The sequence below is a fragment of the Arthrobacter methylotrophus genome (assembly GCF_039539965.1).
GTDB classification, from domain to species: domain Bacteria; phylum Actinomycetota; class Actinomycetes; order Actinomycetales; family Micrococcaceae; genus Arthrobacter; species Arthrobacter methylotrophus.
This window is the reverse complement of sequence record NZ_BAABED010000001.1, coordinates 251,803-276,086: the sequence shown is the minus strand read 5'-3', so window position 1 is coordinate 276,086 and position 24,284 is coordinate 251,803. Positions and strand designations below refer to the sequence as shown.

21 protein-coding genes are annotated in these 24,284 nt (G+C 64.3%); 10 read left to right on the top strand and 11 right to left on the bottom strand.

Annotated elements, in window-relative coordinates; translation table 11 throughout:
- Window positions 1-47: 47 nt before the first annotated feature.
- Window positions 48-242 (bottom strand): YegP family protein, encoded by a 195-nt coding sequence (locus tag ABD884_RS01410; RefSeq protein ID WP_345034556.1) that lies wholly within the window; start codon window positions 240-242, stop codon window positions 48-50.
- Window positions 243-431: 189 nt separating this feature from the next.
- Here ABD884_RS01410 and nboR point away from each other — a divergent pair, with 189 nt between their 5' ends.
- Window positions 432-1,073, top strand: coding sequence for a nicotine blue oxidoreductase (gene nboR, locus ABD884_RS01405; protein WP_345034548.1), 642 nt, complete (start codon window positions 432-434; stop codon window positions 1,071-1,073).
- A 37-nt stretch (window positions 1,074-1,110) separates the two neighbouring features.
- Here the strand turns inward: nboR and ABD884_RS01400 are convergent, their stop codons facing one another.
- From ABD884_RS01400 to ABD884_RS01380, 5 genes are all read right to left on the bottom strand, one after another.
- Window positions 1,111-3,945, bottom strand: a complete 2,835-nt coding sequence (locus ABD884_RS01400; RefSeq protein WP_345034542.1) for a molybdopterin-dependent oxidoreductase — start codon at window positions 3,943-3,945, stop codon at window positions 1,111-1,113.
- 2 nt (window positions 3,946-3,947) lie between these two features.
- Window positions 3,948-4,904: an FAD binding domain-containing protein gene (locus ABD884_RS01395; RefSeq protein ID WP_345034536.1), complete on the bottom strand. Its 957-nt coding sequence runs from the start codon at window positions 4,902-4,904 to the stop codon at window positions 3,948-3,950.
- Window positions 4,895-6,115 carry an XdhC family protein gene (locus ABD884_RS01390; protein WP_345034527.1) on the bottom strand — a complete coding sequence of 407 codons (1,221 nt, stop codon included), beginning with the start codon at window positions 6,113-6,115 and terminating at the stop codon, window positions 4,895-4,897. Before ABD884_RS01390 ends, ABD884_RS01395 begins: the two co-directional genes overlap by 10 nt.
- Before the next feature lie 301 nt (window positions 6,116-6,416).
- Entirely contained in the window at window positions 6,417-7,988 is a 1,572-nt protein-coding gene (locus tag ABD884_RS01385; protein WP_376953700.1) for an NCS2 family permease, read from the bottom strand.
- Window positions 7,989-8,003: 15 nt separating this feature from the next.
- Window positions 8,004-8,498 (bottom strand): nucleoside deaminase, encoded by a 495-nt coding sequence (locus tag ABD884_RS01380; protein ID WP_345034518.1) that lies wholly within the window; start codon window positions 8,496-8,498, stop codon window positions 8,004-8,006.
- Between the two features lie 389 nt (window positions 8,499-8,887).
- On the opposite strand from ABD884_RS01380, the gene ABD884_RS01375 reads away from it, so the two are divergent.
- Both ABD884_RS01375 and ABD884_RS01370 read left to right on the top strand, forming a co-directional pair.
- Window positions 8,888-10,291 (top strand): 8-oxoguanine deaminase, encoded by a 1,404-nt coding sequence (locus tag ABD884_RS01375; protein WP_345054357.1) that lies wholly within the window; start codon window positions 8,888-8,890, stop codon window positions 10,289-10,291.
- Window positions 10,292-10,325: 34 nt separating this feature from the next.
- Complete coding sequence (locus ABD884_RS01370) at window positions 10,326-11,069, top strand: DUF2510 domain-containing protein (protein WP_345034513.1); 744 nt, start codon at window positions 10,326-10,328, stop codon at window positions 11,067-11,069.
- 122 nt (window positions 11,070-11,191) lie between these two features.
- Here the strand turns inward: ABD884_RS01370 and ABD884_RS01365 are convergent, their stop codons facing one another.
- Window positions 11,192-11,368, bottom strand: a complete 177-nt coding sequence (locus tag ABD884_RS01365; protein WP_197023118.1) for a hypothetical protein — start codon at window positions 11,366-11,368, stop codon at window positions 11,192-11,194.
- A gap of 426 nt (window positions 11,369-11,794) precedes the next feature.
- On the opposite strand from ABD884_RS01365, the gene pucL reads away from it, so the two are divergent.
- Entirely contained in the window at window positions 11,795-12,709 is a 915-nt protein-coding gene (gene pucL, locus ABD884_RS01360) for a factor-independent urate hydroxylase (RefSeq protein ID WP_028265419.1), read from the top strand.
- A 171-nt stretch (window positions 12,710-12,880) separates the two neighbouring features.
- Window positions 12,881-14,380: a nucleobase:cation symporter-2 family protein gene (locus ABD884_RS01355; RefSeq protein ID WP_345034498.1), complete on the top strand. Its 1,500-nt coding sequence runs from the start codon at window positions 12,881-12,883 to the stop codon at window positions 14,378-14,380.
- 140 nt (window positions 14,381-14,520) lie between these two features.
- Here the strand turns inward: ABD884_RS01355 and ABD884_RS01350 are convergent, their stop codons facing one another.
- On the bottom strand, window positions 14,521-15,276 hold the full coding sequence (locus tag ABD884_RS01350; protein ID WP_345034492.1) for an IclR family transcriptional regulator: 756 nt from the start codon (window positions 15,274-15,276) through the stop codon (window positions 14,521-14,523).
- Between the two features lie 211 nt (window positions 15,277-15,487).
- Here ABD884_RS01350 and ABD884_RS01345 point away from each other — a divergent pair, with 211 nt between their 5' ends.
- The 5 genes from ABD884_RS01345 to ABD884_RS01325 all read left to right on the top strand — a co-directional run bounded on the left by ABD884_RS01345 (window position 15,488) and on the right by ABD884_RS01325 (window position 22,037).
- A complete protein-coding gene (locus ABD884_RS01345; protein WP_345034485.1) occupies window positions 15,488-16,906 on the top strand; it encodes an NAD-dependent malic enzyme in 1,419 nt (472 codons plus the stop codon).
- A gap of 15 nt (window positions 16,907-16,921) precedes the next feature.
- Entirely contained in the window at window positions 16,922-18,517 is a 1,596-nt protein-coding gene (aceB, locus tag ABD884_RS01340; RefSeq protein ID WP_345034480.1) for a malate synthase A, read from the top strand.
- A gap of 2 nt (window positions 18,518-18,519) precedes the next feature.
- Window positions 18,520-19,800, top strand: coding sequence for a DUF6986 family protein (locus ABD884_RS01335; protein ID WP_345034475.1), 1,281 nt, complete (start codon window positions 18,520-18,522; stop codon window positions 19,798-19,800).
- A 10-nt stretch (window positions 19,801-19,810) separates the two neighbouring features.
- Window positions 19,811-20,623, top strand: a complete 813-nt coding sequence (locus ABD884_RS01330) for a bifunctional allantoicase/(S)-ureidoglycine aminohydrolase (RefSeq protein ID WP_345054353.1) — start codon at window positions 19,811-19,813, stop codon at window positions 20,621-20,623.
- A 193-nt stretch (window positions 20,624-20,816) separates the two neighbouring features.
- Entirely contained in the window at window positions 20,817-22,037 is a 1,221-nt protein-coding gene (locus ABD884_RS01325) for a serine hydrolase domain-containing protein (protein ID WP_345034472.1), read from the top strand.
- Window positions 22,038-22,053: 16 nt separating this feature from the next.
- On the opposite strand, the gene ABD884_RS01320 is transcribed toward ABD884_RS01325, so the two are convergent.
- The 3 genes from ABD884_RS01320 to ABD884_RS01310 form a co-directional block, all read right to left on the bottom strand.
- Window positions 22,054-22,299 (bottom strand): hypothetical protein, encoded by a 246-nt coding sequence (locus ABD884_RS01320; protein ID WP_028265426.1) that lies wholly within the window; start codon window positions 22,297-22,299, stop codon window positions 22,054-22,056.
- Between the two features lie 114 nt (window positions 22,300-22,413).
- Window positions 22,414-23,286 (bottom strand): NAD-dependent epimerase/dehydratase family protein, encoded by an 873-nt coding sequence (locus ABD884_RS01315; RefSeq protein WP_345034463.1) that lies wholly within the window; start codon window positions 23,284-23,286, stop codon window positions 22,414-22,416.
- A gap of 65 nt (window positions 23,287-23,351) precedes the next feature.
- Complete coding sequence (locus ABD884_RS01310; RefSeq protein WP_345034456.1) at window positions 23,352-24,191, bottom strand: SGNH/GDSL hydrolase family protein; 840 nt, start codon at window positions 24,189-24,191, stop codon at window positions 23,352-23,354.
- Window positions 24,192-24,284: the final 93 nt, after the last annotated feature.

Sequence of the window (24,284 nt, the reverse complement as noted above, 5' to 3'; positions counted from 1 at the left end):
AATAAAAAATCGGCGGTGGCGCCCTATGAGCGCCACCGCCGATTTTGTTATTGCGCTCCGAGCGAGCGGTGATCCACCACGAATCCTGTGGCGGCATTCTCCCTGACTGCATGGATTCCGGCCACGAGGGCCGCGATATCCGGGAACTTGGGCGACACCGCCACGATGGTTCCATCATCGGCTTTGAGCCGGAATCGAAAGGATTGCTCCCCTGTTGCCAAGATTTCGAAAATGCCAGACATAAACCCTCTTTCCACCGCGGATGCCTCATTGCATCCCTTCCGATGACCACTGACTCTCGTGAAGCCCCTAAGAGAATATCCGGCATGGGGGTCTCTCAGAAGGCCTACCCACGGGTAATATTCAACCTTTTTCGGTAGACGTATCTCGGAAAGAAAAGTAAGGCTAGAGAGCATCGATAGGGTGAACCCATGAACGTTACCAGCCCCAGCTCCACGACGGGTGTGCTGTTGGCCGGGGGCGCAGGGACACGCTTGGGCCTGGGTCCCAAGGCCTTGCTGCCGTACCGCGGCCACACCTTGGTCGAGGTACTTGCCAAGACCTTGCTCGACGGCGGTTGCCATGACGTAGTGGTGGTGCTTGGAGCCGGAGCAGAGGAAGTCCGTCGCGCCACGGACTTGGAGAAGTACCTCGTGGTGGACAACCCGGAGTGGGCGTCCGGCATGGCCGGCTCGTTCCGGACAGGTCTTGCCGCTGCGGCGGACGGCCACAACGTCCTGGTGGCGTTGGTGGACCAGCCCGGGGTGACCCCCGCCGTCGTCGCCCGGCTGCTGGCCGCGCACTTACCCGGCCGCGTGACAGCAGCGGGATACCCGGACACTGTCTACGACGGCAGCAGCACAATAAAGCTCCGGCGCGGCCATCCCTTGATCATCGACGCCGCCCTTCGCGCCGAGGTCGCCGAGTCCGCCGCCGGCGACGCCGGAGCCCGCCGTTTCCTCAAAGCCCACCCCGGGCTCGTGGACGTCGTCGACTGCAGCGACCTCGCCGACGGAGCCGACGTGGATACGAAGGACCAGCTGCGCCTCCTCAGCGACCAGCCACCCAACTAACTAGCAGTTGTTGTCGCTAAAACGCCTCAAAACGACGTTAAATGCGAGTTAGTTGGGTGGGGGCGGCAGCGGCGGCGTCCTTGAGCGCCAGATAGATCTTGTCCCGGGCGATGGGGAGAGAGGCAAACCTCACCCCGGTGGCGTTCCGGATGGCATTGGCCAGCGCGGGCGCCACGGGGTTGAACGGGCTCTCGCTCATGGACTTCGCACCGAGCGGACCCATCTGGTCGTTCGTTTTCGCGAAGTAGACCTCGCTGCGTGGCACGTCCGCGAAAGAAGGAATGTGGTACTGCCGCAGGATGTCGGTGGTGACCTTGCCTGCGTCGTTCACGCGGACTTCCTCGTACAGGGCGACACCCAGCGCCTGGGCGATCCCGCCTTCAATCTGACCACGGCATTGCCGCGGATTGACCACGACGCCGGCATCTGCGGCCTGAACGCTTTGCAGGATCCGGAGCTCCCCCGTGCCGGTGTTCACGGCCACCCGGAACCCGTGGACGTTGAACGCGACCGAACGTGGGGTGCCTCCCCAACGGCCCTCCGTGGCGAGTTCCATGCCCTGTTGCTGCCCGACGTCGTACACCTCCTTCAGCGCCAAGAGCCGCTCACCGCAGCGCACAGCAGATTCCTCGAGCACACAGTCTGCCTCCGCAACACCCGCGAGCGCGGCCGCCACAGCCCGGATCCGGAGTGCGAGCTCCTGCGCCGCGAGTAAGGTTGCCTGCCCGGCCACCACGGTGCCTGCGGAGCCGAACGCGCCGGTATCGTGTTCCACGAGGTCCGTGTCGGACTGGCGCACGGCCACCTGCGAAGCGCCCGTGGAAAGGGCCGTCGCAGCGAGTTGGGCGTGGACCGTTGTGGTGCCATTGCCGAACTCGGCGGTCCCGACGGCGGCATCGAACGTGCCGTCCGGAAGGAGCCTGAGGCGCGTGTGGGCGAAGTGGCCGCGCGGCGGAACGGTATCGATCATCGACAGCGCGGAGCCGACGCCGGTGACCCACCCCGGGCCGAAGTTGTCCAGTCCGGCGTCCCGGTAGCGTTTCTCGCCCCGTTCGAGCGCATCACGAACCAACGCCACGCACTGGTCCAAGCCGTAGCTGCCGTAAAAGACGTCCTCTTCCGGTTCAGGGTTGGTGGAGAGCATGTGGTCACCGGGCCGGACCATGTTCTTGAGGCGGAAGTCCAGCGGATCCATGCCGATTTCGATGGCGAGCTCGTCCACGGCGGATTCGATCGCGAAGATCATCTGGCTCAAGCCGTAGCCGCGGAAGGCACCGGCCGGAACGGTGTTGGTGTAGACAGCCTGTGCGTCCACCTTCTTGTTCGCGCAGTTGTAGACGGCCAAGGACTCGCCGCAACCGTGGAACATGACTCCGGGCGCGTGGTTTCCGTACGCCCCCGTGTTGGTGACGACGTCCAGCTGCAGCGCTGTCAAGTGGCCGTCGCGGCTGGCTCCGGCCTTGACTTTGATAGTGAAGGGGTGACGTGTGGTGGTGGCGGTGAATTGTTCGGTGCGGGTGAATTCCACCTGTACGGGGCGGCGCAGCTTAAGGGCCGCCATCGCCACGAGGTCCTCGGTGAGCACTTCCTGCTTGCCGCCGAAGCCACCGCCTACCCTGCCGGCCACCACGCGGACGCGGGCCTCGGGGAGATCGAACACGCGGGCCAGGGTGCGCCGGACCAGGAACGGCACTTGGCTGGAGGAACGCACCACGAGCCGGTCCTCCCCCGGGACCTCCGTAGCTTCCATCCACGCGATGGAGGCATGCGTTTCCATTGCGACGTGCTGTACGCGCTGGGTTTGGTATGTGTTCTCATGAATGAAGTCGGCCTCGGCGAATCCGGCTTCGCCGTTCCCGAGCTCGGAATGGACCTCCGCCACGACGTTGTGGTGCGGGCGGGAGATCCGGGCCGTTTCCGCGTCTTTCTCGCCGTGGATCGCGGGCGCGCCGGGCAGCAACGCGTCCTGCGGCGAGAAGACGGCGTCGAGGAGTTCGTACTGCACCTTGATAGCCCGGGCCCCGGATTCCGCTGCGCCCACGGATTCGGCGACGACGGCGGCAACCCGCTGGCCGATGAAGCGCACGACGTTGTCGAGGACGCGGGTGTCATCGGGATCATCGGTGTAAAGCTCGTGCTGGGCCGTGGAGAACAACCGGTCCGGCGCGTCCTCGTGGGTGAACACGGCGACGACGCCGGGTACTTGGAGGGCCGCCGTCGTATCGATCGAGACAATCCGGGCGTGCGCGTGGGGTGAGCGCAGCAGTTTGAGGTGGAGCATTCCCGGGAGATGCTCCACCGGCACGTCGAGGGTGTAGCGGGCTGTGCCCGTGACGACGGCGTGGCCTGCCGGGGCGGGGACGTCGTCGCCGAGCTGGCCGGAGGAGGCCAGAGCTGCCGTACCGCCGTCGGAGGTGTCTTGCCCGTTGCGGGCGACGCCGCACACAGCGTCGGCAATGGAGCGGTAGCCTGTGCAGCGGCACAGGTTTCCCTTGAGGCTGCGCGGCAGGTTGGCCTTTTGTTCCTCGTCGAAAGTGGCGGCAGTCATCATCATGCCTGCTGTGCAGAAGCCGCACTGGAAGCCCTGGTTCTCCAGGAACTGCTGCTGCACGGGATGCAGCTCTTCCCCACCGGACACTCCCGCACCGGACAACCCCTCGATGGTGGTGACCGTGTGCCCTTCGGCGCGGACGGCCGGGTAGATGCAACTGTGCACGGGTTTACCGTCCACGTGGACGGTGCACGCGCCGCAGTCGCCGCCGTCGCACCCTTTCTTGACGCCGAAGTTGCCCTGTTCGCGCAGGAACGTCCGGAGGCACTGGCCCGGGCGGGGTGCGGCCTCGGTGGCTGTTCCGTTGATCTCGATTGCCATGCTCAGGCCTCCTTCTGCTGCTCGGGGTTGAATGCTGCTTGGGTGGACGGTTGCGGCGAGGTGGCGTGCGGCGGCCAGAAATCGCCCGAGACGGTGAGCGGTCCGCCCGGCTCTTCTGGGCCACACAGTTCCGCACGGATCTCCTCGGCAAGCCGAAGGGTCATGTCGCGGCGCCATTCCGGGAGCCCGTGGATGTCGTCGTGGTACAGCCCCGCGGGGATGGAGCGTTCGACGGCGGCGGCCAGCTGGCCGGCGTCCGGCAGCTCCGCTGCGGCGAACCGCAGCTGCACGGGCCGCTTGGTGGCAGCGGTGACGGTGAGGACCAGGCTGCCATCGGCGTCGCGCCTTCCGATCAGCAGCACGCCAGATCGGCCGAGGTTGCTGAGCGAGAGCCGGCGGAAAGCGACCCGAGCGGAAACGGACGACGCCGGCAGCTGGATGCTGCGCAGGAGTTCGCCGGGTGCCAGGCAGTTCTTTCCGTCCCCGGTCACGAATTCAGCCACCGGAACAGTGCGGCTGCTGCCGTGCCGGCCAAGGATGGTGGCCGTGGCATCCAAGCCGGCGCACAGCGAAATCATGGGACCCGCCGGGAGCGAAGTGCACAGATTGCCGCCAACGGTGGACATGTTCCACACCTTGAAGGAAGCGACGAACGAATCACAACACGGACGGAACATGTCCAGTCCTGGCCAGTCGCGTCCCGCCACGGCGTCCGACACCGGGAGCGCGTACAGCTCCGCGACGGTGCAGGTGGCAGCCAGCTCGATGCCGGCGTCGCTCACGGTCACGGCGGGCCACCCGGCATGACCGAGGTCCAGCAACCGCTTCAGTGGTTCTTCGGTGGACACAGGGCTGCCGTAGGAGAACAGGACTGTGCCGCCGGCAAGCCAGGCGTCGCCCTCGCGCCATTGGCCCGGATCGGTGGTGGCAACCACGGCTTCAATGGTGTTCATGTCCATGGGTTCACCTTGCTGTCTTCCACAGTGCGGTTCGCGGGGGTGCGTTGGTGGATCGAGCCTGCGCCGTCCTTGAGGGAACCCCAGCCGGAAGCAGCTCGGGGCGCTCGCGGAGCACGGGAAACGAGGATCTCGGCGGTGATGGAGACCGCCACTTCGGCGGGAGTGACGGCACCGAGGTCCAGTCCGATCGGCGAATGCAGGCGTTCCAGGGCCTCGACCGTGGCTCCGCGAGCGGCAAGCGCATCGATCCGCTGCCGGTGGCTGCGCCGCGAACCCATGGCTCCCACATACACCAGGCCCAGGCCCAGGGCGGTTTCCAGCAGCGGAATATCGAATTTGGGATCGTGGGTGAGCACGCACGCCACGGTGCGGGAATCGATGCGGCCGGCGGCTGCTTCTGCGGCCAGGTAGCGGTGCGGCCAATCGTTGACGATTTGATCGGCTGCAAGGAACCGGTCCTGGCCCGAAAATGCGGGCCGGGCATCGCAGAGGGTGACGTCGTAGCCCAGCAGTTTTCCGGCGGGGAGCAGTGCCGCGGCGAAGTCGTTGGCACCAAAGATGAGCATGCGGGATGCGGGCAAGCGGCTTTCCACGAGGAGGGTGAGGGGTTCGGCTTCCGACACGGAGCCCCCGCAGCCCTCGGCCGGGGCGAGCCGAACCAGGCCGGCACGGCCACCATGCAGAAGCGGTTCGAGCTGCGCTGCCGCACGGATCACGGCGGCATCCCCACCAAGCAGCGCTGAGAGTTCCGGTGAACCTTCGGCGGAAAAGTGCGCCGGATCAAGGACCACCACGGCGCTTCCCGCGGCGTCGAGCCTGCGGATGAGTGCCAGGGAAGACGGCCGGCCGCTCACGGCACCCAGCAAAGCCAAGTCCAGGCCCGCGGCGCTGGTTGATTGGATTGGCTGGATGTGTACTTCCAGCTCGCCGCCACAGCTGAGCCCGACGGCGAATGCGTCCTCGGCGCTGTAGCCGAACCACTCAAGGCGGCTGCCGCCGTCGCGAATTGCTTCAAGGGCGGCGTCCACCACGGCGCCTTCCACGCACCCTCCGGAGAGGCTGCCGAGGACATCGCCGGATTCGGAGACCAGCATGGAAGTGCCGAGGGGCCTGGGCACGGAGCCTTCCGCGGCCACGATCGTGGCGACGGCGCAGCGCTGGCCAGAGACCGCAGGCCGCCATGTGCTCAGAGAAGGCATCAAATCCAGCATGGCGCCACTTCCTTTACCGCGGTCCCGGGCCGGAGGCCCGCCCGGGGCAGTGTGCGATCTTGACTCATATTCTCATTCCTTGCGTCTGTACAGGAGGGCTTCGGGTAAACAAACAGCCCGTTGGGTGAAGAGGACCGGGGCGGGCCTCTCATTTCCCACCCCGGTCCTGGGCGGCGCGGCCACGCTTTGCCGCCGTCCGCCGTCGTCGTCCGTCCTGTGCGGTTGGAGAGCGATCGGAGGACGCCTATTCATTGCGGTGAAGCGCGGCCGGACCGCCGTCTCAATGGCCCGCTATCCTAGGTCACGATCCCAAGAGGGTGCTGATCGGCCCGCGGGCAAAGTAGATCAGGAAGCCCAGGGTCACCACCCACATGAGCGGATGGACCTTCTTGCCGTTGCCCGATGCCGCGTGGATCACGGACCAGGAGATGAACCCGACGCCGATGCCGTTGGCGATTGAGTACGTCAGGGGCATGGTGACGATGGTCAGGAAGGCCGGCAGAGCCACCGAGAACTTGGAGAATTTGATCTCGCGGATCTGTGCCATCATCATGGCTCCCACTACCACCAAGGCTGCGGCTGCGACCTCGAGCGGAACCACGCTGGTGAGCGGGGTCAGGAACATCGAGCCCAGGAACAACAGGCCCGTGACCACGGAAGCCAGGCCGGTGCGGGCACCTTCGCCAATGCCGGCAGCGGAGTCGATGTACACGGTGTTTGACGAGCCCGACGTCGCGCCGCCGGCTACCGCGCCCAGGCCTTCGACGATGAAGGCCGACTTCAGTTTGGGGAACGTGCCGTCTTTGTAAGCCACGCCGGCGCTCTTGGCGAGGCCGGTCATGGTGCCCATGGCGTCGAAGAAGTTGGTGAACACGAGCGTGAACACCAGCATCGTGGCCGCCAGGCCGCCGATCCGGGTGAACGAGCCGAAAAGGTCGAAGTGGCCCACCAGGCTGAAGTCCGGGGCGGAGACCAGCTGGCCGGACAGTACCGGAGTATTGAGGTGCCAGCCACCGGGATTGGCGGCGCTGCCAGGCCCGATGTGCATGACGGCCTCGACGACGGCGGCGAGGACCGTGGTGGCGACGATTCCGATCAGGAGTCCGCCTTGGATCTTGCGGGCCACGAGGATACCCATGACCAACAGACCGACGATGAAAACGAGAGTGGGGATGGAGGTGATGGAACCATCCGTGCCGAGCTGAACCGGGGGTCCGCCTTTGGTGGGGCGGACGAAGCCGGAGTCGACGAAGCCGATGAAGGCGATGAACAGGCCGATGCCAACGGTGATGGCGGCCTTGAGCTTCTTGGGGACAGCCTTGAAGATCGCAGTCCGGGCACCCGTGACGCCGAACAGGACAATCAGGATGCCGTTGATGACCACCAGGCCCATGGCTTCCGGCCACGTGACTTCATGGATGACGGCGACTGCCAGGAACGAGTTGATGCCCAAGCCCGCGGCGAGCCCGAACGGCAGGTTCGCGATGAGGCCGAAGAGGACCGTCATGACGCCGGCCGTCAAGCCTGTGACGGCCCCGACCTGCGCCGCCGATAGCCATCCGCCGGCCACGTCCGTGGGTGCGTTCTGGGCCGAGAATCCGCCCAGAATCAGGGGGTTGAGGATGACGATGTACGCCATCGTGAAGAACGTGACAATGCCGCCGCGGAATTCGCGGGCCAGCGTGGAGCCACGCTTGGTGATCTGGAAGAAACCGTCCAGGAAAGAGTTCGACGCCGGGGGCTTGGGGGCGTTGCCCCGCGTCGCCAGTCCCGTTGCCGTGTGCTTTTCGCGTGCCTCTGTCTGCCCTGCGTCCAAGGGCGCAGCCTGCTTTTCAGTTGCCGTTCGCATTTCTGCGGGGTCCAGGATTGTCATTTCAGCCACCGGGCCCTAGTAGTCAATCCTGGAATCGAGCGTGTTCCAAGTGATGAACGGTTCCAGGATGGCCGGCGCCTGGGGGCCGCCCAGCTCCAGCTTGGTGACCGGCATGAGCTTGTCCCGGTCCGCGTTCTCGAAGTATTCGTAGAAGACGGCGTCGTCGAAGCCGACGGAGGCGGCGTCGTGCCGGTCTGCCGCGAAAACCACGTTGCCGACGCGTGCCCAGAGGGCCGAGGCCAAGCACATGGGGCATGGCTCGCAGCTCGTATAGAGGGTGGCTCCGCTGAGATCGAAGGTGCCGAGCTCGCGGCAGGCACTGCGAATGGCGGTGACCTCGGCGTGCGCCGTGGGGTCGTTGGTAGCGGTGACCCGGTTGACGCCTTCGAAGGCGCGGCCATCCGCGGTGACAATGACGGCACCGAACGGCCCGCCGCTGTTGAGGACATTGGCTGTTGCCAGCCCAATGGAGGTGGCCAGGAAATGTTCGGCCGTGACGGTGGTACTCATGTGCGACTTCCTTAGTGCTGAGGAAGCCTGTAACCAGGGAGGCATCTGAACATGACAGACCAGTGCTGCGATTACCAGGCTTCAGCATGTGCTTGTGAAGGTTTCGCCTGGTAGATAGCTTCCCGGAGTCCGGGTGCCCGCCTTTGGCAAAATGAGATTAGCACCGGAGATGTGAGCCGCGCCATAGTTTCTGGAAAAAAAGTTTCGACATGTGAAATTTACGTCTACGGCCGGGTGCAGAGTGCAGAGTGCCTACGCCGGTCACATTGACGCATTTCGGGGAGCCACCTACGCTGGGTGCCACCGGCAGGGTTGACCGCCGGAACCTGGATCAGCAGACGGGAACCACTGAGCTGGAACGCAACTACGCCGACCAGACAAGGATTCCCATGTCCCCGAAATCCGATTTCCAGCCAGCGGCCCCAGCAACGGATCCAAGCCCTTCCCGGCTCTGGATCAAGAATCCCCTCGCAGTCTTCACCGCCAACGGACTCGACGCCGATGGCGGCATCGTTGTCAGTGGCGGGAAAATCGCCGAGCTCGTCCCCGCCGGAAAGCAACCTTCCGCACCCTGCGATGAAAGCTTCGACGCCGGCCGCCATGTCCTGCTGCCCGGGCTCATCAACACGCACCACCACTTCTACCAAACGCTCACGCGTGCCTGGGGCCCGGTGGCCAACGCGCCGCTGTTCCCTTGGCTACAGAACCTCTATCCCGTCTGGGCCCGCCTCACCCCGGACAGCCTGGAGCTTGCCGTCAAAGTGGCCCTCGCGGAACTGCTGCTCTCCGGCTGTACCACCGCAGCCGACCACCACTACCTCTTCCCCGCGGGACTCGAGGACGCGATCGATGTTGAGGCCGGCGTCGTGCGTGAACTCGGCATGCGCGCCATGCTCACCCGCGGGTCCATGACGCTGGGCGAGGACGACGGCGGCCTGCCGCCGCGGTCCACCGTGCAGCGCCCGGAGGTGATCCTGGCCGACAGCGAAAGGCTGATCGGGAAGTACCACGAACGCGGGGACGGGGCGGTCATCCAAATTGCCTTGGCCCCTTGTTCGCCGTTCTCGGTGACCAGGGAGATCATGGCCGAGAGCGCCGCCATGGCCGAGCGGCTGGATGTCCGGCTCCACACGCACCTCGCCGAAACCGTCGACGAGGAAGATTTTTGCCGCGAGATGTTCGGGCTGCGCACCGTGGACTACCTGGACAGTGTCGGCTGGCTTGGCAAACGAACCTGGCTTGGCCACGGCATCCATTTCGACGACGACGAGATCGCCCGGCTGGGTGCCGCGGGCACCGCCGTCGCGCACTGCCCGACGTCGAACATGCGGCTCGCGTCCGGCACCGCAAGGGTGTTGGAACTCGAGGCGGCCGGGGTTCCGGTGGGGCTGGGAGTGGATGGCTCGGCGTCGAACGATGCTTCCAACATGATCCTCGAAGCGCGGCAAGCGCTGTACCTCCAGCGGCTCCGCTATGGCGCGGACGTCCCCGTGGAGAGAGCCCTCGGCTGGGCGACGCGGGGATCCGCCGCAGCCCTGGGCAGGACGGACATTGGCCAGATCGCCCCCGGAATGCAGGCAGACCTTGCCATGTTCACGCTGGACGGGCTGCGATTCTCCGGCAGCCACGATCCCATCGCGGCATTGTTGCTCTGTGCGGCGGACCGCGCCGACCGTGTCATGGTGGGAGGCAAGTGGCGCGTCGTGGACGGCCGGGTTCCGGATCTGGACATCCCGGAACTTATTGCCAAACATTCAGCCGCCGCACAGAAAATCATCAGAGGTTTGGAGTAGCCTCTCGATTAGGTCGTAGATCAGGAGGCATATTATGACCGTCCCCCAGCACAACACGCCGACCCCTCCAGGCTGGTACCCGGACCCCTCAGGCTCAGGGCAACTACGGTGGTGGGACGGCAACGCCTGGACCGGAACCGCGTGGAATTCACCGGGACAAGCCGCGGCCGCCCAGGCGGGGGCAGGTCAGCCCGGCGCAGCGTGGCCCTCGGCCGCGCGGCCAGGACAATACGGGGGCCCTGGCCAGTTCGCCGGCCCTGGGCAGTTCGCCGGCCGTTGGCAATACGCGGGACCGTTCCAGCCCACGCCGCGCCCGGAAATCGGCAAGCAGACCCCGGTCTACAACCCATTCATCTGGCTCGTCACCCTACTGCCGGTGATCACTCTGATCATCCTGCTTATCTGGAACCCGGTCTTTCATCTGCGGTATGCGGGCGCCAGACGTGTTCCGGTCCTCGATCCCGGCTCGTTCAGCGTTCCATACTTCCTGCTCATCGCCACTGGTTGGCTCATCTACGGGGTCAGCGTTCTCTTGTCTTACCTCGACTGGCAAAAGCTGCAAAGGGATGGGGTGGTCCGCCCCTTCCACTGGGCATGGGCTTTCCTCGGCGCGGGCGTCTACGTGGTGGGCCGCTCCGTGATCGTCCACAAGGTCGCCCCACAGCGCGGACTCGCGCCGGTTTGGGCACTGATTGGCCTGTTTGCTGTGGGCTTCATCCTGGTGGCCGTCAAAGTGAGCATGATTGCTTCGACCATCGCCAGGGCCATGACTATGTAGATTCCCCCGGCTGACGTTCTGTCACGGAACGCAAAGCGGCGGGCGGCACCACCCTGCGAGGGGTCAGTGCCGCCCACCTTGACGCTGTTGCGCAGAGTCATTCATCCCCAGGGGCAGGCGCCCTAGGAACGCTGTTGGCCGAAGGCCGGAATTGCACGCAGCCATCGCGAGAATGTCCCGGGCTTGCGGTCACAGTCGGCCGGAATGTAAAAGTCAGGATCCGTAGCGCCGAACGGCAGGTACAGTTCTTGGCCGGGCGCCGGGAATTCGACCACGTTGTTCTTATCCTGCGAGTCCATCTGCCCTCCTCGTTCATACGTTCAAGTTATCCGTGGTGATGCGAACCCAGACTCTCAGACATGAGAGAGTCATTCCGCATCTTGGAAAAGTTTTTTTGTTATATGGAAAATACTAAAGCCCTCCCGAAATCGCGTCAAGAGGCGCCCGCCGGACCGCGCTCCCGCCGTCGGACAGTGGCGGTCACATTCGGAAAGTAGATAACGATTCTCCAGGGGTGATGTACACCACTAGCAAACATGGGCTACGCTTTCTTCAATTCGTGGCGCAGGTCACGTAACCTGGGAGCAGCAGGCAGGGTCGTAATGAGCTGGCATCAACGGATGCCGGCTCTTTTTTGTTGGGTCGGCTCCACCAGAAACGCGTATGAAACACGCGCTTAATTTCATTGGTGGACCTTAGTGTTTCCACCTCATAGAAGTTGGGATATGACCATGAGCAACAACATCGTCCTCGGAGACAACCAGTACGGCAAGGCAGAAGTCCGCGTCGTCAAAGTCACCCGCGATACCGACCGCCACCAGATCGAAGACCTTAACGTCACGTCGCAATTGCGTGGCGACTTCCAGGCTGCGCACCTCCAAGGCGACAACGCACACATCGTCGCCACGGACACCCAGAAGAACACCATCTACGCCTTTGCCCGTGACGGCATCGGCTCCCCCGAGGCCTTCCTCCTGCGCCTGAGCGAACACTTCACCTCGGGCTTCGAGTGGGTCACCGGCGGCCGGTGGGAAGCCGAGGCCTACACCTGGGACCGCATCCAAGCCCACGGCTCCGAACACGACCACAGCTTTGTCCGCAAGGGGCAGGAAGTCCGCACCGCCGTCGTGGTCCGCGAAGGCAACACCACGCACGTCATTTCCGGCCTCAAGGACCTGACCGTCCTCAAGACCACGCAGTCCGGCTTCGTGGGTTATCCCCGCGACCGGTACACCACGCTGCCCGAAACCACGGACCGCATCCTCGCCACCGACGTTTCGGCCCGCTGGCGCTACAGCACCGGCCTGGATCTTGCCGGGACGGACTTCAACAAGAGCTACGAGGACATCAAAGCCCTGCTCCTGGAGGGTTTCACGGAGAACTACTCCCACGCCCTGCAGCAGACCCTGTTCGACATGGGCAAGAAGGTCCTCGAAGCCCACAGCGAAGTGGACGAGATCAAGTTCTCCATGCCCAACAAGCACCACTTCCTGGTGGACCTTAGCCCGTTCGGCCTCGACAACCCCAACGAGGTCTTCTTCGCCGCTGACCGCCCGTATGGCTTGATCGAAGCCACGGTCCAGCGCGACGACACGACGCCTGCCCCCATCGCCTGGAGCGGTATCGCCGGGTTCTGCTAAGCCCCCAGCCCCCGGGTACCCGCCCAACTAACTCGCAGTAAGTGTCGTTTTGGAGCGTCAAAACGACATCAAATGCGAGTCAGTTGGGCGGCCGTACCCAAAACTCAACATTCGTTAGCCAGACATTGTTAGCCAGACAAAGACGTCTGCCATGAACCAAGAGAGTCTGCCATGAACACCAAGAAGAAAACCCCTCCCGCAGAGCCCGTGCCGGGCCGGCCCGAGGACAAGCGCCTCTCGATCGGGAGCACATTCGCCTACGGCTTCCAGCACGTTTTGACCATGTACGGCGGAATCATCGCTCCGCCGCTCATCATTGGAGCGGCCGCAGGCATGTCCTCGCAGGATATCGGCCTCCTGATCGCGGCCTGCCTCTTCGTCGGCGGCGTCGCCACCATCCTGCAGACCATCGGCATCCCCTTCTTCGGATCGCAGCTGCCGCTGGTCCAGGGAGTGTCCTTCGCCGGCGTTTCCACCATGGTGGCGATCGTCAACGGCGGCGGCGGGATCCAAGCGGTGTTCGGCTCGGTGATGGTGGCCTCCTTGATCGGACTGGTCATCACACCCCTCTTCTCCAAGATCATCAAATTCTTCCCGCCTGTGGTCACCGGTACAGTCATCACCACTATCGGGCTAACCCTCATGCCGGTCGCAGCCAGCTGGGCCATGGGTGGCAACAGCACCGCGCCCAACTACGGCAGCGTGGCGAATATCGGCCTCGCCGCGGCCACGATGGGAATCGTCCTGCTTCTGAGCAAGATCGGCAATGCGGCAATCTCGCGCTTGTCCATCCTCCTTGCCATGGTGATCGGAACCATCGTCGCCCTCGCCACGGGAATGGCTGATTTCTCCAAGGTCGGCCAGGGTCCGGTGGTGGCCTTCCCCACCCCCTTCGCCTTCGGCGCCCCCACCTTCGAGATCGCCTCAATCGTCTCCATGCTGATCGTCATCCTGGTCACCCTGACCGAGACCTCGGCGGACATCATCGCCGTCGGCGAAATCGTGGGAACCAAAGTCGACTCCAAGCGCATCGGGAACGGCCTGCGTGCGGACATGCTCTCCAGTGCCGTCTCGCCAATCTTCAATTCCTTCACCCAGAGCGCCTTCGCCCAGAACGTCGGCCTCGTGGCAATCACCGGCATCAAGAGCCGCTTCGTGGTGAGCGCCGGCGGACTCATCCTGGTGGTGCTCGGTGTGCTGCCCGTCCTGGGCCGAGTCGTCGCAGCGGTTCCGACGCCCGTCCTGGGCGGCGCCGGCGTCGTACTCTTTGGAACCGTAGCCGCCAGCGGTATCCGGACGCTCTCCAAGGTGGAGTACCACAACAACATGAACCTGATCATCGTGGCTGCATCAATCGGCTTCGGCATGATCCCGATCGCGGCCCCGAAATTCTACGACCAGTTCCCTGCGTGGTTTAGCACGATCTTCCACTCGGGCATCAGCTCGGCCGCCCTCATGGCAATCCTTCTCAATGTCCTGTTCAACCACTTCAAGGCCGGCAACTCGGACAACCAGTCGGTGTTCGTGGCAGGAACGGAGCGCGTGGTCAGCGAAGCGGACATTGCCTGCCTTGCGCACGGCGACCGATTCGAGAACGGCAAACTGATCGACGCGGAAGGCAAGGAAGTGCCGCTCAAGTCAACGACCTCAACCACCGCCGTCGATCACTGACGGCTCTTAATCGCGAACGCCGCCCGACACACGCGTGTCGGGCGGCATTTGCGTCGGCGTTTCCGCGCGAGCTGGCAGCTAATGACCCTACTTCGCAAGAAAAGGGGCAACAACTGCCAGTTCGCGCGACGAAGAGAAGGCTAGTTCTGGTTCAGCTCGTCGGAGATCGCCTGCGCTGCTTCGCGAAGGAGAGGAACGGCGCGGTCGGCAAAGTGCTGGTCTACACGGGACACCGGTCCGGAAACGGAGATAGCCGTCGGCGTGGGCGCGTTGGGGACGGCCATCGCGAAGCAACGGACGCCGACCTCCTGCTCTTCCTCGTCGATCGAATAGCCACGTTCGCGGATCCGGTTCAAGTCAGCAAGGAGGGAATCGATGTCCCCGATGCTCTTTGCCGTGGGAGTGGGCATGCCCGTGCGGGCCACGATGCCGCGGACCACCTCGTCATCCAGCTGGGCCAGGATGGCCTTGCCGACGCCGGTGTCGTGCGTATGGGCGCGACGGCCCACCTCGGTGAACATGCGCATTGAGTGCAGGGACGGAACCTGGGCCACGTAGATGACCATGTCGGAATCCAGCACGGCCATGTTGGACGTCTCGCCGAGCCGGTCCACGAGTGACTTCAGCTGGGGACGCGCCAAGGCTCCGAGCTGCTTACTGGCCCCCTCTCCCAGCCGAATGAGCCGGGGTCCCAGGGCGTAGCGACGATTGGCAAGTTGCCGGATATAGCCGAGGGACACCAAGGTGCGCAGCAAGCGGTGGATGGTGGGGAGCGGCAGGTCTGTTGACGACGACAGCTCGCTCAACGTCACGTCTCCGCCCGCGTCGGTGATGAGTTCCAGCAGTTCGAAGACGCGCTCGACGGACTGCACGCCTCCCGAGGGCTTTTCAGCCATTCCGTTGTCTCCTATGGCTCGGAATCCGACAACTCTTATCCACATCGTGAAAAGAATTGCTTAGAACACTCAAGATACAGCACGCGACGCCGGAATGCTTACCTCTACAACGAGGGCTTGTATTTCCACTTTGCAGATAATAATATCCATAATACGAAAACATTCGATTTGAGCGAAGGCCCGCTACGGGCCTGCACGAGGAGGAAATTCAATGGCGAACCCGAGCCCCGGAAATTCGATCACCCTGCGCGTCGCCGCGCCGTCGAGCTTCACCGCCACCAGCGAGCTCGCAGCGGCCGTCGCTGCCGCAGGCGCAGCCGTCACCGCACTGGACGTGACCGAGTCCCACCACGAGACCCTGGTTGTCGACGTCACGTGCAACACAACAGACGAAGACCACGCCAACCGCGTCAAAGACGCCCTCAACGCGCTCGACGGCGTCACCGTCCAGCACGTCTCGGACCGCACCTTCCTCATGCACCTGGGCGGCAAGCTCGAGGTCGTCCCCAAGGTGGCCCTGCGCAACCGCGACGATCTCTCGCGCGCCTACACTCCCGGCGTCGCACGCGTCTGCCTCGCCATCGCCGAAGACCCGGCTGCTGCCCGCAACCTCACGGTCAAACGGAACACCATCGCCGTCGTCACTGACGGTTCCGCGGTACTCGGCCTGGGCAACATCGGCCCGGCCGCCGCCCTACCGGTCATGGAAGGCAAGGCCGCACTGTTCAAGCAGTTTGCCAACGTCGATGCCTGGCCGGTCTGCCTGGACACCCAGGACACCCAGGACACCGAGGACATCATCAAGATCGTCAAGGCCCTGGCCCCGGTCTATGGAGGCGTCAACCTCGAGGACATCGCTGCGCCGCGCTGCTTCGAAATCGAAAGGCGCCTCCGCGACGAGCTCGACATCCCCGTCTTCCACGACGACCAGCACGGTACGGCAATCGTCACCCTTGCGGCCCTCGTCAACGCGTTGCGCGTAGTGGACAAGAAGCTCTCCGAGGTCAAGATCGTGGTCTCCGGCGTCGGCGCTGCGGGCTCGGCCATCATCCAGCTCCTCAAGGCCCAAGGCGCGCAGCACATCGTCGCCGCAGGCCGTTCCGGCGCCATCCACTCGGGCGAAAAGTACGACGACGAGCACCGCACCTGGATCGCCGCGAACACCAACGAGGCAGGCTTCTCCGGCACGCTGCACGAAGCCCTCAAGGGTGCCGACGTGTTCATCGGCGTCAGCGCTCCACACGTGATCGGCGAAGAGCAGGTCGCCTCGATGGCCGAGAAGGCGATCGTTTTCGCCATGGCCAACCCCACCCCGGAAATCGACCCGGTGATTGCGTCCAAGCACGCCGCGGTGGTCGCCACCGGCCGGAGTGACTTCCCGAACCAGATCAACAACGTACTGGCTTTCCCGGGCTTCTTCCGCGGACTGCTCGACGCCGGAGCATCGGACATCATCCCGGAGATGCTGGTGGCTGCCGCAGAGGCTATCGCCAACCGGGTTGCGGATGATGAACTGAATGCGAGCTACATTATCCCCAGCGTCTTCGACCCCCACGTTGCCGCCGACGTCGCCAGTGCGGTAGCACAAGCGGCAGCTGCAGCATCTGCCACCGCCGCTAGCGCTCTCTAGGAAAGGACCACCCCCATGGCTCTCACAGTCACAGACCCCCGGCCGATCGAACGAGCCGAGGAAATCCTGACTCCCAAAGCGCTGGCCTTCGTGGAGGAACTGCACCGCCGCTTCGCCGGCACCCGCAGCGAGCTCCTGGCGGCCCGCGCCGCCAAGCGCGAAGAAGTGGCCAGCACCGGCCGGCTCGATTTCCTCCCGGAAACGCAGGACATCCGCGACGGCGACTGGAAAGTTGCGGAGGCACCTGCGGCCCTGCAGGATCGCCGCGTCGAAATGACCGGTCCGGCCTCTCCTGCCAAAATGGCCATCAACGCCCTGAACTCGGGCGCCAAGGTGTGGCTCGCCGACCTCGAGGATGCCAGCACTCCGACGTGGGCCAACGTCGTCGACGCCATCCTCAACCTCCGCGACGCAGCCCAGGGCACCCTGAGCTACACCTCACCGGAGGGCAAGGAATACCGGCTCCGCACGGACGCGCCGCTCGCCGTCGTCGTCGCGCGCCCCCGTGGCTGGCACATGGACGAGCGGCACCTGCTGATCGACGGCGAACCCACCGTGGGCGCGCTGGTGGACTTCGGCCTGCACTTCTTCCACGTGGCCAAGCAGCTCCTGCTCAACGGCCAGGGCCCGTACTACTACCTGCCTAAGATGGAAAGCCACCTAGAGGCCCGCCTGTGGAACGAGATCTTCGTCTTCGCCCAGGACTACCTCGGCATCCCGCAGGGCAGCGTCCGCGCCACCATGCTGATCGAGACCATCCCGGCCGCGTTCGAAATGGACGAGTTCCTCTACGAGCTGCGCGACCACGCTTCCGGCCTCAACGCAGGCCGCTGGGACTACCTGTTCAGCATCGTGAAGTACTTCCGCGACGCCGGCGAGTCCTTCATCCTGCCGGACCGCGCGTCTGTGGTCATGACGGCCCCGTTCATGCGCGCTTACACGGAACTGCTGGTCAAGACCTGCCACAAGCGCGGCGCCTTCGCGATGGGCGGCATGGCAGCGGTCATCCCGAACCGCCGCGAACCCGAAGTCACGGCACAGGCCTTCGAGAAGGTCCGGGCCGACAAGACCCGCGAAGCCAACGACGGTTTCGACGGTTCCTGGGTGGCCCACCCGGACCTGGTCTCCACCTGCCGCGAGGTCTTCGACGCGGTTCTGGGTGATAGGCCCAACCAGCTGGACAAGCAGCGCCCCGAGGTCTCCGTGACCGCCGAGCAGCTGCTGGACATTTCCTCCGCCGGTGGCCACGTGACCGAGGCCGGGCTTCGCCTGAACCTCTACGTCGCCGTTGCATACACCGCCGTATGGCTCTCCGGCAGCGGCGCCGTTGCCATCCACAATCTCATGGAAGACGCCGCCACCGCGGAAATCTCCCGTTCCCAGGTCTGGCAGCAGATCCGCAACAAGTCCGTCCTTGCCGACACCGGCAACACGGTGACCCGCGAACTGGTCACCCGGATCCTCGGCGAGGAGACCGATCGCCTGCGGAGCGAGGTTGACGCCGAGACCTTCGAGAAGTTCTACGTGCCAGCAAGCCGCCTGATCGCGGACATCTGTCTCTCCGAGGACTACACGGACTTCCTCACCACTCCCGCTTACGAGCTGGTGTAGGGATGGCCGCTTCCTCTTTTTTTGCGTCCTTGACTCCGGCAGATCTCGCCGCGATCGACTCCCAGCTGGCCGCCACCGACCAGCTCCTGGAGCGCAATTACCCCGGTGACGATGGCACCCGCCAGCCCGTGCACACGGTATACGTCCCGGCGGACCGTTTCACGCCGTCGCTCTCCGCTGAATGGGGCGCCCAGGCGATCACGACGGCGGAGGCCCACGGCGGTCTCGAAAGGCTCGGCACGTTGCTGGGCCAGGAGCCCGAGCTGGCTGCCGCCGTCGCCACCCGTGTGGCTGCCAAGCTCCGCAGCGAACCGATCGAGGACGTGCGCCTCGACTTCGAAGACGGCTACGGCGATCGCGGCGACGAAACGGAAGACGTCGCAGCGGTCGCAGCGGCCCAGGCTGTCAGCGAAGCCGTTGCCGCGGGCTCGGCCCCGCCGTTCATCGGGATCAGGTTCAAGTGCTTCGAGGCCCCCACCCGGGCACGTGGCTTGAAGACCTTGGACCTGTTCGTCTCCACCTTGGCATCCGCAGGAGAGCTCCCGGAGGGCCTCATCCTGACGCTGCCGAAGGTCACCACGGTGGCCCAGGTGCAGGCAATGGACTTCGCGGTCTCGCGTTTGGAAGAGATCCACTCCCTTCCGGCAGGCCGGCTCCGCTTCGAAGTCCAGGTCGAGACGCCACAGCTCATCCTGGGCCCGGAGGGAACCTCCCCCGTGGCTCAGCTCCCGCACGCAGTTCCGGGCCGCATCAGCGCACTGCATTACGGCACCTACGACTACTCGGCCTCGTTGCAGATCTCGGCCGAGTACCAGTCCATGGAGCACCCCGTGGCGGACTTCGCCAAGGAAGTCATGCAATTGGCCGTTGCGGGAACGGGCATCCGACTCTCCGACGGCTCCACCAATATCATCCCGGTGGGCGACAACGTGGAGAACGCGTGGAAGCTGCACGGCCGTTTGGTGCGGCGATCCCTTGAACGTGGCTACTATCAGGGCTGGGACTTGCATGCCGCCCAGTTGCCGAGCCGTTTCGCGGCAACGTATGCCTTCTACCGCGAGGGCCTGCCTGCCGCCGCGGCCCGCCTCCGCAATTACATGGAGCGTACCGAAGGCGGCATCATGGACGAACCCGCAACCGCCCGTGCCCTGGCCGCGTTCGTCCTGCGCGGCGTCCAGTGCGGAGCGGTGGGTTCCGAAGAAGTGCTGGCGCTTGCCGGCGTCGAACTCTCCCGGCTGACCGCACTGGCGCATCCCCGGCTCGCACACACCACCTCCAAGTAAGGATCCAATGATGGGCAAGTACTACTATCCCCAAGGCGGCCTGCCGCCGCAGACCCACCTGACTACGGAACGCGCGATCGTCACGGAGGCCTACACGGTCATCCCCAAGGGCGTGCTGACCGATATCGTGACCAGCAACCTGCCTGGCTTCTCCAACACGCGTTCCTGGATCATTGCCCGCCCGATCTCGGGATTCGCCACCACTTTCTCCCAGCTGATCGTTGAGATCGGTCCGGGTGGCGGCGCTCCCAAGGCCGAGTTCGAGGCAGGCGTTGAAGGCGTCGTCTTCGTCACCAAGGGCAAGGTCAACCTGACCCTTGACGGGGAACTGTACCAGCTCGAGGAGGGTGGCTACGCCTACCTGGCTGCCGGTTCCACGTGGGGCCTGGAAAACATCTCGGATGACATCGTCTCCTTCCACTGGATCCGCAAGGCCTACGAGCGCCTTGAGGGCTACGAAGCCAAGTCCTTTGTCACGAGTGATGCTGAAGTCGAGGCCGGCGAAATGCCGGACGTCAATGGCGTCTGGGCAACCACCCGCTTCGCGGACCCCAATGACCTGGCCCACGACATGCACGTCAACATCGTGACCTTCCAGCCCGGCGGGGTCATACCCTTCCCGGAAACCCACGTCATGGAACACGGCCTGTACGTCCTGGAGGGCAAGGGCATGTACCTGCTCAACAACGACTGGGTGGAAGTCGAGGCAGGCGACTTCATGTGGCTGCGCGCTTTCTGCCCGCAGGCTTGCTACGCCGGCGGCCCGGGTCCGTTCCGGTACTTGCTGTACAAGGACGTCAACCGGCAGATCAAGCTGACCTAGTCCTCCCCCGACTACCCAACTGACTCGCAGTAGTTGTCGTTTTGAGCGCTCATAACGACAACTACTGCGAGCTAGTTGGGCGGGGACGCACCCGTGTCTTCAGCGTTGACCCCCTCGCTTCCGAAGAGGACGATCGAAACTACGGGGGCACTGGCGCCTAGCCGTTGCCCCGGGATAGCTTCAGGAGGCAGTCATGCAGGCTGCGCGGGTAGCCCCGACTTCCCGGTCGAGAGCTACCCCTTCGCTTGCAAGGCTCCTGGTGGCCGCCAGTGTTGTCCTCACCTTGTCTTCCGCCGCGTGCACCTACCCCCTGACACCTGAATCCCCGCCAAGTACCTCAGCGTCCGCATCGCCAACAGCACTGCCCGAATCCCCCGCCGTGGATTTCTTCGCCCATGAAATGCTCAGCCGGGGCGCACCGGCGGTCGTCGTCCGGATCAAAGTCCGGGGACGCGAATGGTCCCAGGCCTACGGCAGCCAGGACGTCGAAACCGGGGAGCCTGCCGCCGTCAACGACCTGATCCAGGCTGGCGGCATCACCCAGTCCATGGTGGCAGTTTCAGTGCTCAAACTGGTGGAGGAGGGCAAGGTAGGGCTCGACGACGCCATCACGGAGTACTTGCCGGAATTCGAACAACTCGTCCACCCGCCGGGACCAGTGACGGTCCGTTCCCTGCTGAACCACAGCTCCGGGCTGCCCGACGCGCCGGAAGCCATCTTGAAGGCCATGACGCCCAAGCAGGCCATGAACACGAGGTTCGGCATCGAGGATTACCTTCGGATGGCCGGAACCGTGCCATGGGGGTCCGCGCACTTCCAGCCCTTCCGCTACTCGGGCGCCAACTACTACGCCTTGGCCGCGCTCGTCGAAAAGCTCCGTGGCCAGCCGATTGGCGACGTCTTGGCTTCGGACATCTTCGTTCCGCTCGGAATGAACCACACATCACTGTCCGCCGAGCCGGTCCTGGATGCGCGCGACATGATCCAGAGCTACGAATTCATCGACGGCGAGCGCGTCAACGCCTCTCAGCCGGGGTTTCTCCTGGGTTCTCCCGCAGAGGGAGTCATCACCACGGTCGGCGATATCAACACCTTCTACGCTGCGCTCATGGAGGGCCGGCTACTCAGTGCGAACACCCTCCGGGAAATGCAAACCATGTGGGAAGAGAACTACGGACTCGGACTGCAGCGTTGGAATGACGAATGCACCAACGGTTTCTACTACGGCCACGGCGGCAGCACATGGTTTGCCAGCATCGCCTTCTCCACCAGCGACGGGACACGCCAGATCGCCGTGAGCTTCGCCTACCCGTCTGACACGACCAAGCACCTTGAATCCCTGGACGGTAGCAGCCAGCCGGAGTTCCAGCAGCTCCTGGACGTCGCCGTCGCTGCCATGAACGGCCTCTGCTGAGTAATATCCATGGCGGCTACTGCGCAGGTTCCTCCTCTTTGGGCTCCGGGTCCGTGGGGGTCCACGTAAGCTTGACCGTGGCTCCGTCGTTGTTTTCGTCGATCCTCATGCACAGTTCCTCGCCGTAGAGGAACTCATGTTCAAAATGCCGTCCATCAATGCGGGCCGCATCCAGGAGCTTCGTCATTGCCGTTGCCATCGCCCGGCCCCAGTCATGCGGATTCTTGCTGGACGCTGCTTCAAGCGCTGAGTAGCTGACCATGAATCAATTGTTCCCCGGCGCGGGGAGTTCTGCCAGACCTGAGTCTGGTTCGGACAGCAGGGCCCGACGGCGCAAGGCACGTACCGCCGTCGGGCGCCTCAGCCTTCGGTGGGCTTAGTCTTCGGTGGGTGTGGTCCGGTTCGAGTGGTAGTCCCGCCAACTGTGTTCCGGGGAGAACCCCAGGACGCGTCTGGCCTTATCGATGGACAGCATGGTTTCGTGTTCTTCCAATTCCTTGGTCACGCTGACCCCAGGGAAGACTTCGGCGGCGAGGCTGGCGCTTGAGCGGCCCATGACCGAGTCCGCCGCCGCGATGATGAACGCGTCGAAACCCGGTGTGGCGGTCTCCAAAGCACGCGCCACTGCTTGTGCACCGTCTCGTCCGTCGATGTAGGCCCAAAGGTTCCACTTGCGAAGTTTCGCGTCGGCATCAAAGGACGGGAAGGCTTCGTAGTCCTCCGGGTCCATCACGTTGGAGAACCTCAAGGCCACGATGCTCAGTTGGGGATCCCAGCGCGTAAGTTCGATGGCCATCTGTTCTTCCAGGTGCTTCACCAGGGAATAGGTGCTTTCCGGTCGCGCCGGATATGCCTCGTCCACCGGGATATAAGGAGGATCGACGTCGAACGGCAGCCCCAGCACTGTCTCGCTGGAGGCGTAGACAACTTTCTTGATTCCCGCCCGTCTGGCGGCCTGGAAGACGTTGTAGGTGGAGAGCATGTTGTTTTCGAAGGTTGCGACGTCCGGAAGCAGCCCTGGAGCCGGGATTGCGCCGAGGTGGACGATCGCGTCGAACCCGTCATGACGATCGTCCAATCCAAGGAGCACGTCCACAACCTGGCCGTAGTTGCGGAGGTCCACTGTGACTGTGCCGCGCTCCCTCCCGCCCGCGCGGTCCAAGTTCATGACCTCGTGCCCGTCGGCGCTCAGCCTGCGGACCACGCTCTTGCCCAGTTTTCCGCTTCCTCCGGTTACCGCGATTCTCACGAAACACTCCTCTAGTTCGTCCTGATGGCTAGATCGTCCTGATGGCGCGAAATGGCGGGGGCGGCTCAGCCCGCAGGGTCCGGCTGCAGGCGAAGCCCCGCTGCGGCCATATCTGCCGCCAATATACCGCTGAGCTTGGCATGCCCGGCAGCGTTCAGGTGCACGCCGTCCACGAGATCCCCTCCGACGTGATATTTGGTGACCCAGTCGCCGACGCTGAAGAACGTCGCCCCGGCTTTCGCCGCGATGTTGCCCAGCAGTGCGTCAACTTGGGTGCGGCGGCCTCCGCCGTCGTTGGCGCCCTTGGCGAGAGTTCCGATCATCGCGATCTTGGCCGGCGGATACCTCTTCCTGAGCGCCGCGATAAGCCTGTTGGCATTGGCCGTGATCTGCTCATCGCTCACGTTGTGGGCGGCGTCGTTGCCTCCGCCTTGGATCACGATCAATGGTGGCGTCCCAAAAGGCAGCACCCAGTCTCCGCGTTGCAGCGCATCGATGTAATTGCCGGTGGTGGCCGTTGCCGCCACGAAGCCTGTTCCGCCACGGCCCACGGTGTACACCTTGTAACCGATGGAGCCCAGTGCCGCCCGCGGCCAGGATCCCTCAGGCTGCGACTGCGAGTCGCCAATAAGGACGGCGGTGTGCCGAACGTCAGCGAGGATGATTTCGTTCCGGTTGTTGCTCGGATTCTTGTATAAGGACCCCACCGGAAGCTTGAGCGGATCCTGCCCAGTGACGGGCTTCTTGGGAGTTTGGGCCGCTGCCGCCGGGCTTCCGGAGGGCGCTACGGGCGCCGCCGTCTGCGGCCCGTCGGAGGACGTGGCGGGCGTCTGTGCGCAGCCCGCCAACACCAAACCGGCGGCGATCACGGCTGCAGCGAAATGGAATGTGCGGGGTTTATGCATCGTCCTGTCCCGGGCTTGCTTTCTCTAGGTCTCAACGTGGAATTGTGGCTCAACGTGCAAATGCGGCTGTCCTGCCCATTTGCGAGCGAGAAA

Excerpts from the sequence above, each read along its gene's own strand:
- ABD884_RS01330 (WP_345054353.1), top strand. The coding sequence starts at position 19,811 with ATGGGCAAGTACTACTATCCCCAAGGCGGCCTGCCGCCGCAGACCCAC.
- ABD884_RS01320 (WP_028265426.1), bottom strand. The coding sequence starts at position 22,299 with ATGGTCAGCTACTCAGCGCTTGAAGCAGCGTCCAGCAAGAATCCGCAT.
- aceB (WP_345034480.1), top strand. The coding sequence starts at position 16,922 with ATGGCTCTCACAGTCACAGACCCCCGGCCGATCGAACGAGCCGAGGAA.
- ABD884_RS01365 (WP_197023118.1), bottom strand. The coding sequence starts at position 11,368 with ATGGACTCGCAGGATAAGAACAACGTGGTCGAATTCCCGGCGCCCGGC.
- ABD884_RS01335 (WP_345034475.1), top strand. The coding sequence starts at position 18,520 with ATGGCCGCTTCCTCTTTTTTTGCGTCCTTGACTCCGGCAGATCTCGCC.
- ABD884_RS01390 (WP_345034527.1), bottom strand. The coding sequence starts at position 6,115 with ATGCTGGATTTGATGCCTTCTCTGAGCACATGGCGGCCTGCGGTCTCT.
- ABD884_RS01410 (WP_345034556.1), bottom strand. The coding sequence starts at position 242 with ATGTCTGGCATTTTCGAAATCTTGGCAACAGGGGAGCAATCCTTTCGA.
- ABD884_RS01375 (WP_345054357.1), top strand. The coding sequence starts at position 8,888 with ATGTCCCCGAAATCCGATTTCCAGCCAGCGGCCCCAGCAACGGATCCA.
- ABD884_RS01355 (WP_345034498.1), top strand. The coding sequence starts at position 12,881 with ATGAACACCAAGAAGAAAACCCCTCCCGCAGAGCCCGTGCCGGGCCGG.
- ABD884_RS01345 (WP_345034485.1), top strand. The coding sequence starts at position 15,488 with ATGGCGAACCCGAGCCCCGGAAATTCGATCACCCTGCGCGTCGCCGCG.
- pucL (WP_028265419.1), top strand. The coding sequence starts at position 11,795 with ATGACCATGAGCAACAACATCGTCCTCGGAGACAACCAGTACGGCAAG.
- ABD884_RS01400 (WP_345034542.1), bottom strand. The coding sequence starts at position 3,945 with ATGGCAATCGAGATCAACGGAACAGCCACCGAGGCCGCACCCCGCCCG.
- ABD884_RS01395 (WP_345034536.1), bottom strand. The coding sequence starts at position 4,904 with ATGGACATGAACACCATTGAAGCCGTGGTTGCCACCACCGATCCGGGC.
- ABD884_RS01325 (WP_345034472.1), top strand. The coding sequence starts at position 20,817 with ATGCAGGCTGCGCGGGTAGCCCCGACTTCCCGGTCGAGAGCTACCCCT.
- ABD884_RS01380 (WP_345034518.1), bottom strand. The coding sequence starts at position 8,498 with ATGAGTACCACCGTCACGGCCGAACATTTCCTGGCCACCTCCATTGGG.
- ABD884_RS01370 (WP_345034513.1), top strand. The coding sequence starts at position 10,326 with ATGACCGTCCCCCAGCACAACACGCCGACCCCTCCAGGCTGGTACCCG.
- ABD884_RS01310 (WP_345034456.1), bottom strand. The coding sequence starts at position 24,191 with ATGCATAAACCCCGCACATTCCATTTCGCTGCAGCCGTGATCGCCGCC.
- nboR (WP_345034548.1), top strand. The coding sequence starts at position 432 with ATGAACGTTACCAGCCCCAGCTCCACGACGGGTGTGCTGTTGGCCGGG.
- ABD884_RS01385 (WP_376953700.1), bottom strand. The coding sequence starts at position 7,988 with ATGACAATCCTGGACCCCGCAGAAATGCGAACGGCAACTGAAAAGCAG.
- ABD884_RS01350 (WP_345034492.1), bottom strand. The coding sequence starts at position 15,276 with ATGGCTGAAAAGCCCTCGGGAGGCGTGCAGTCCGTCGAGCGCGTCTTC.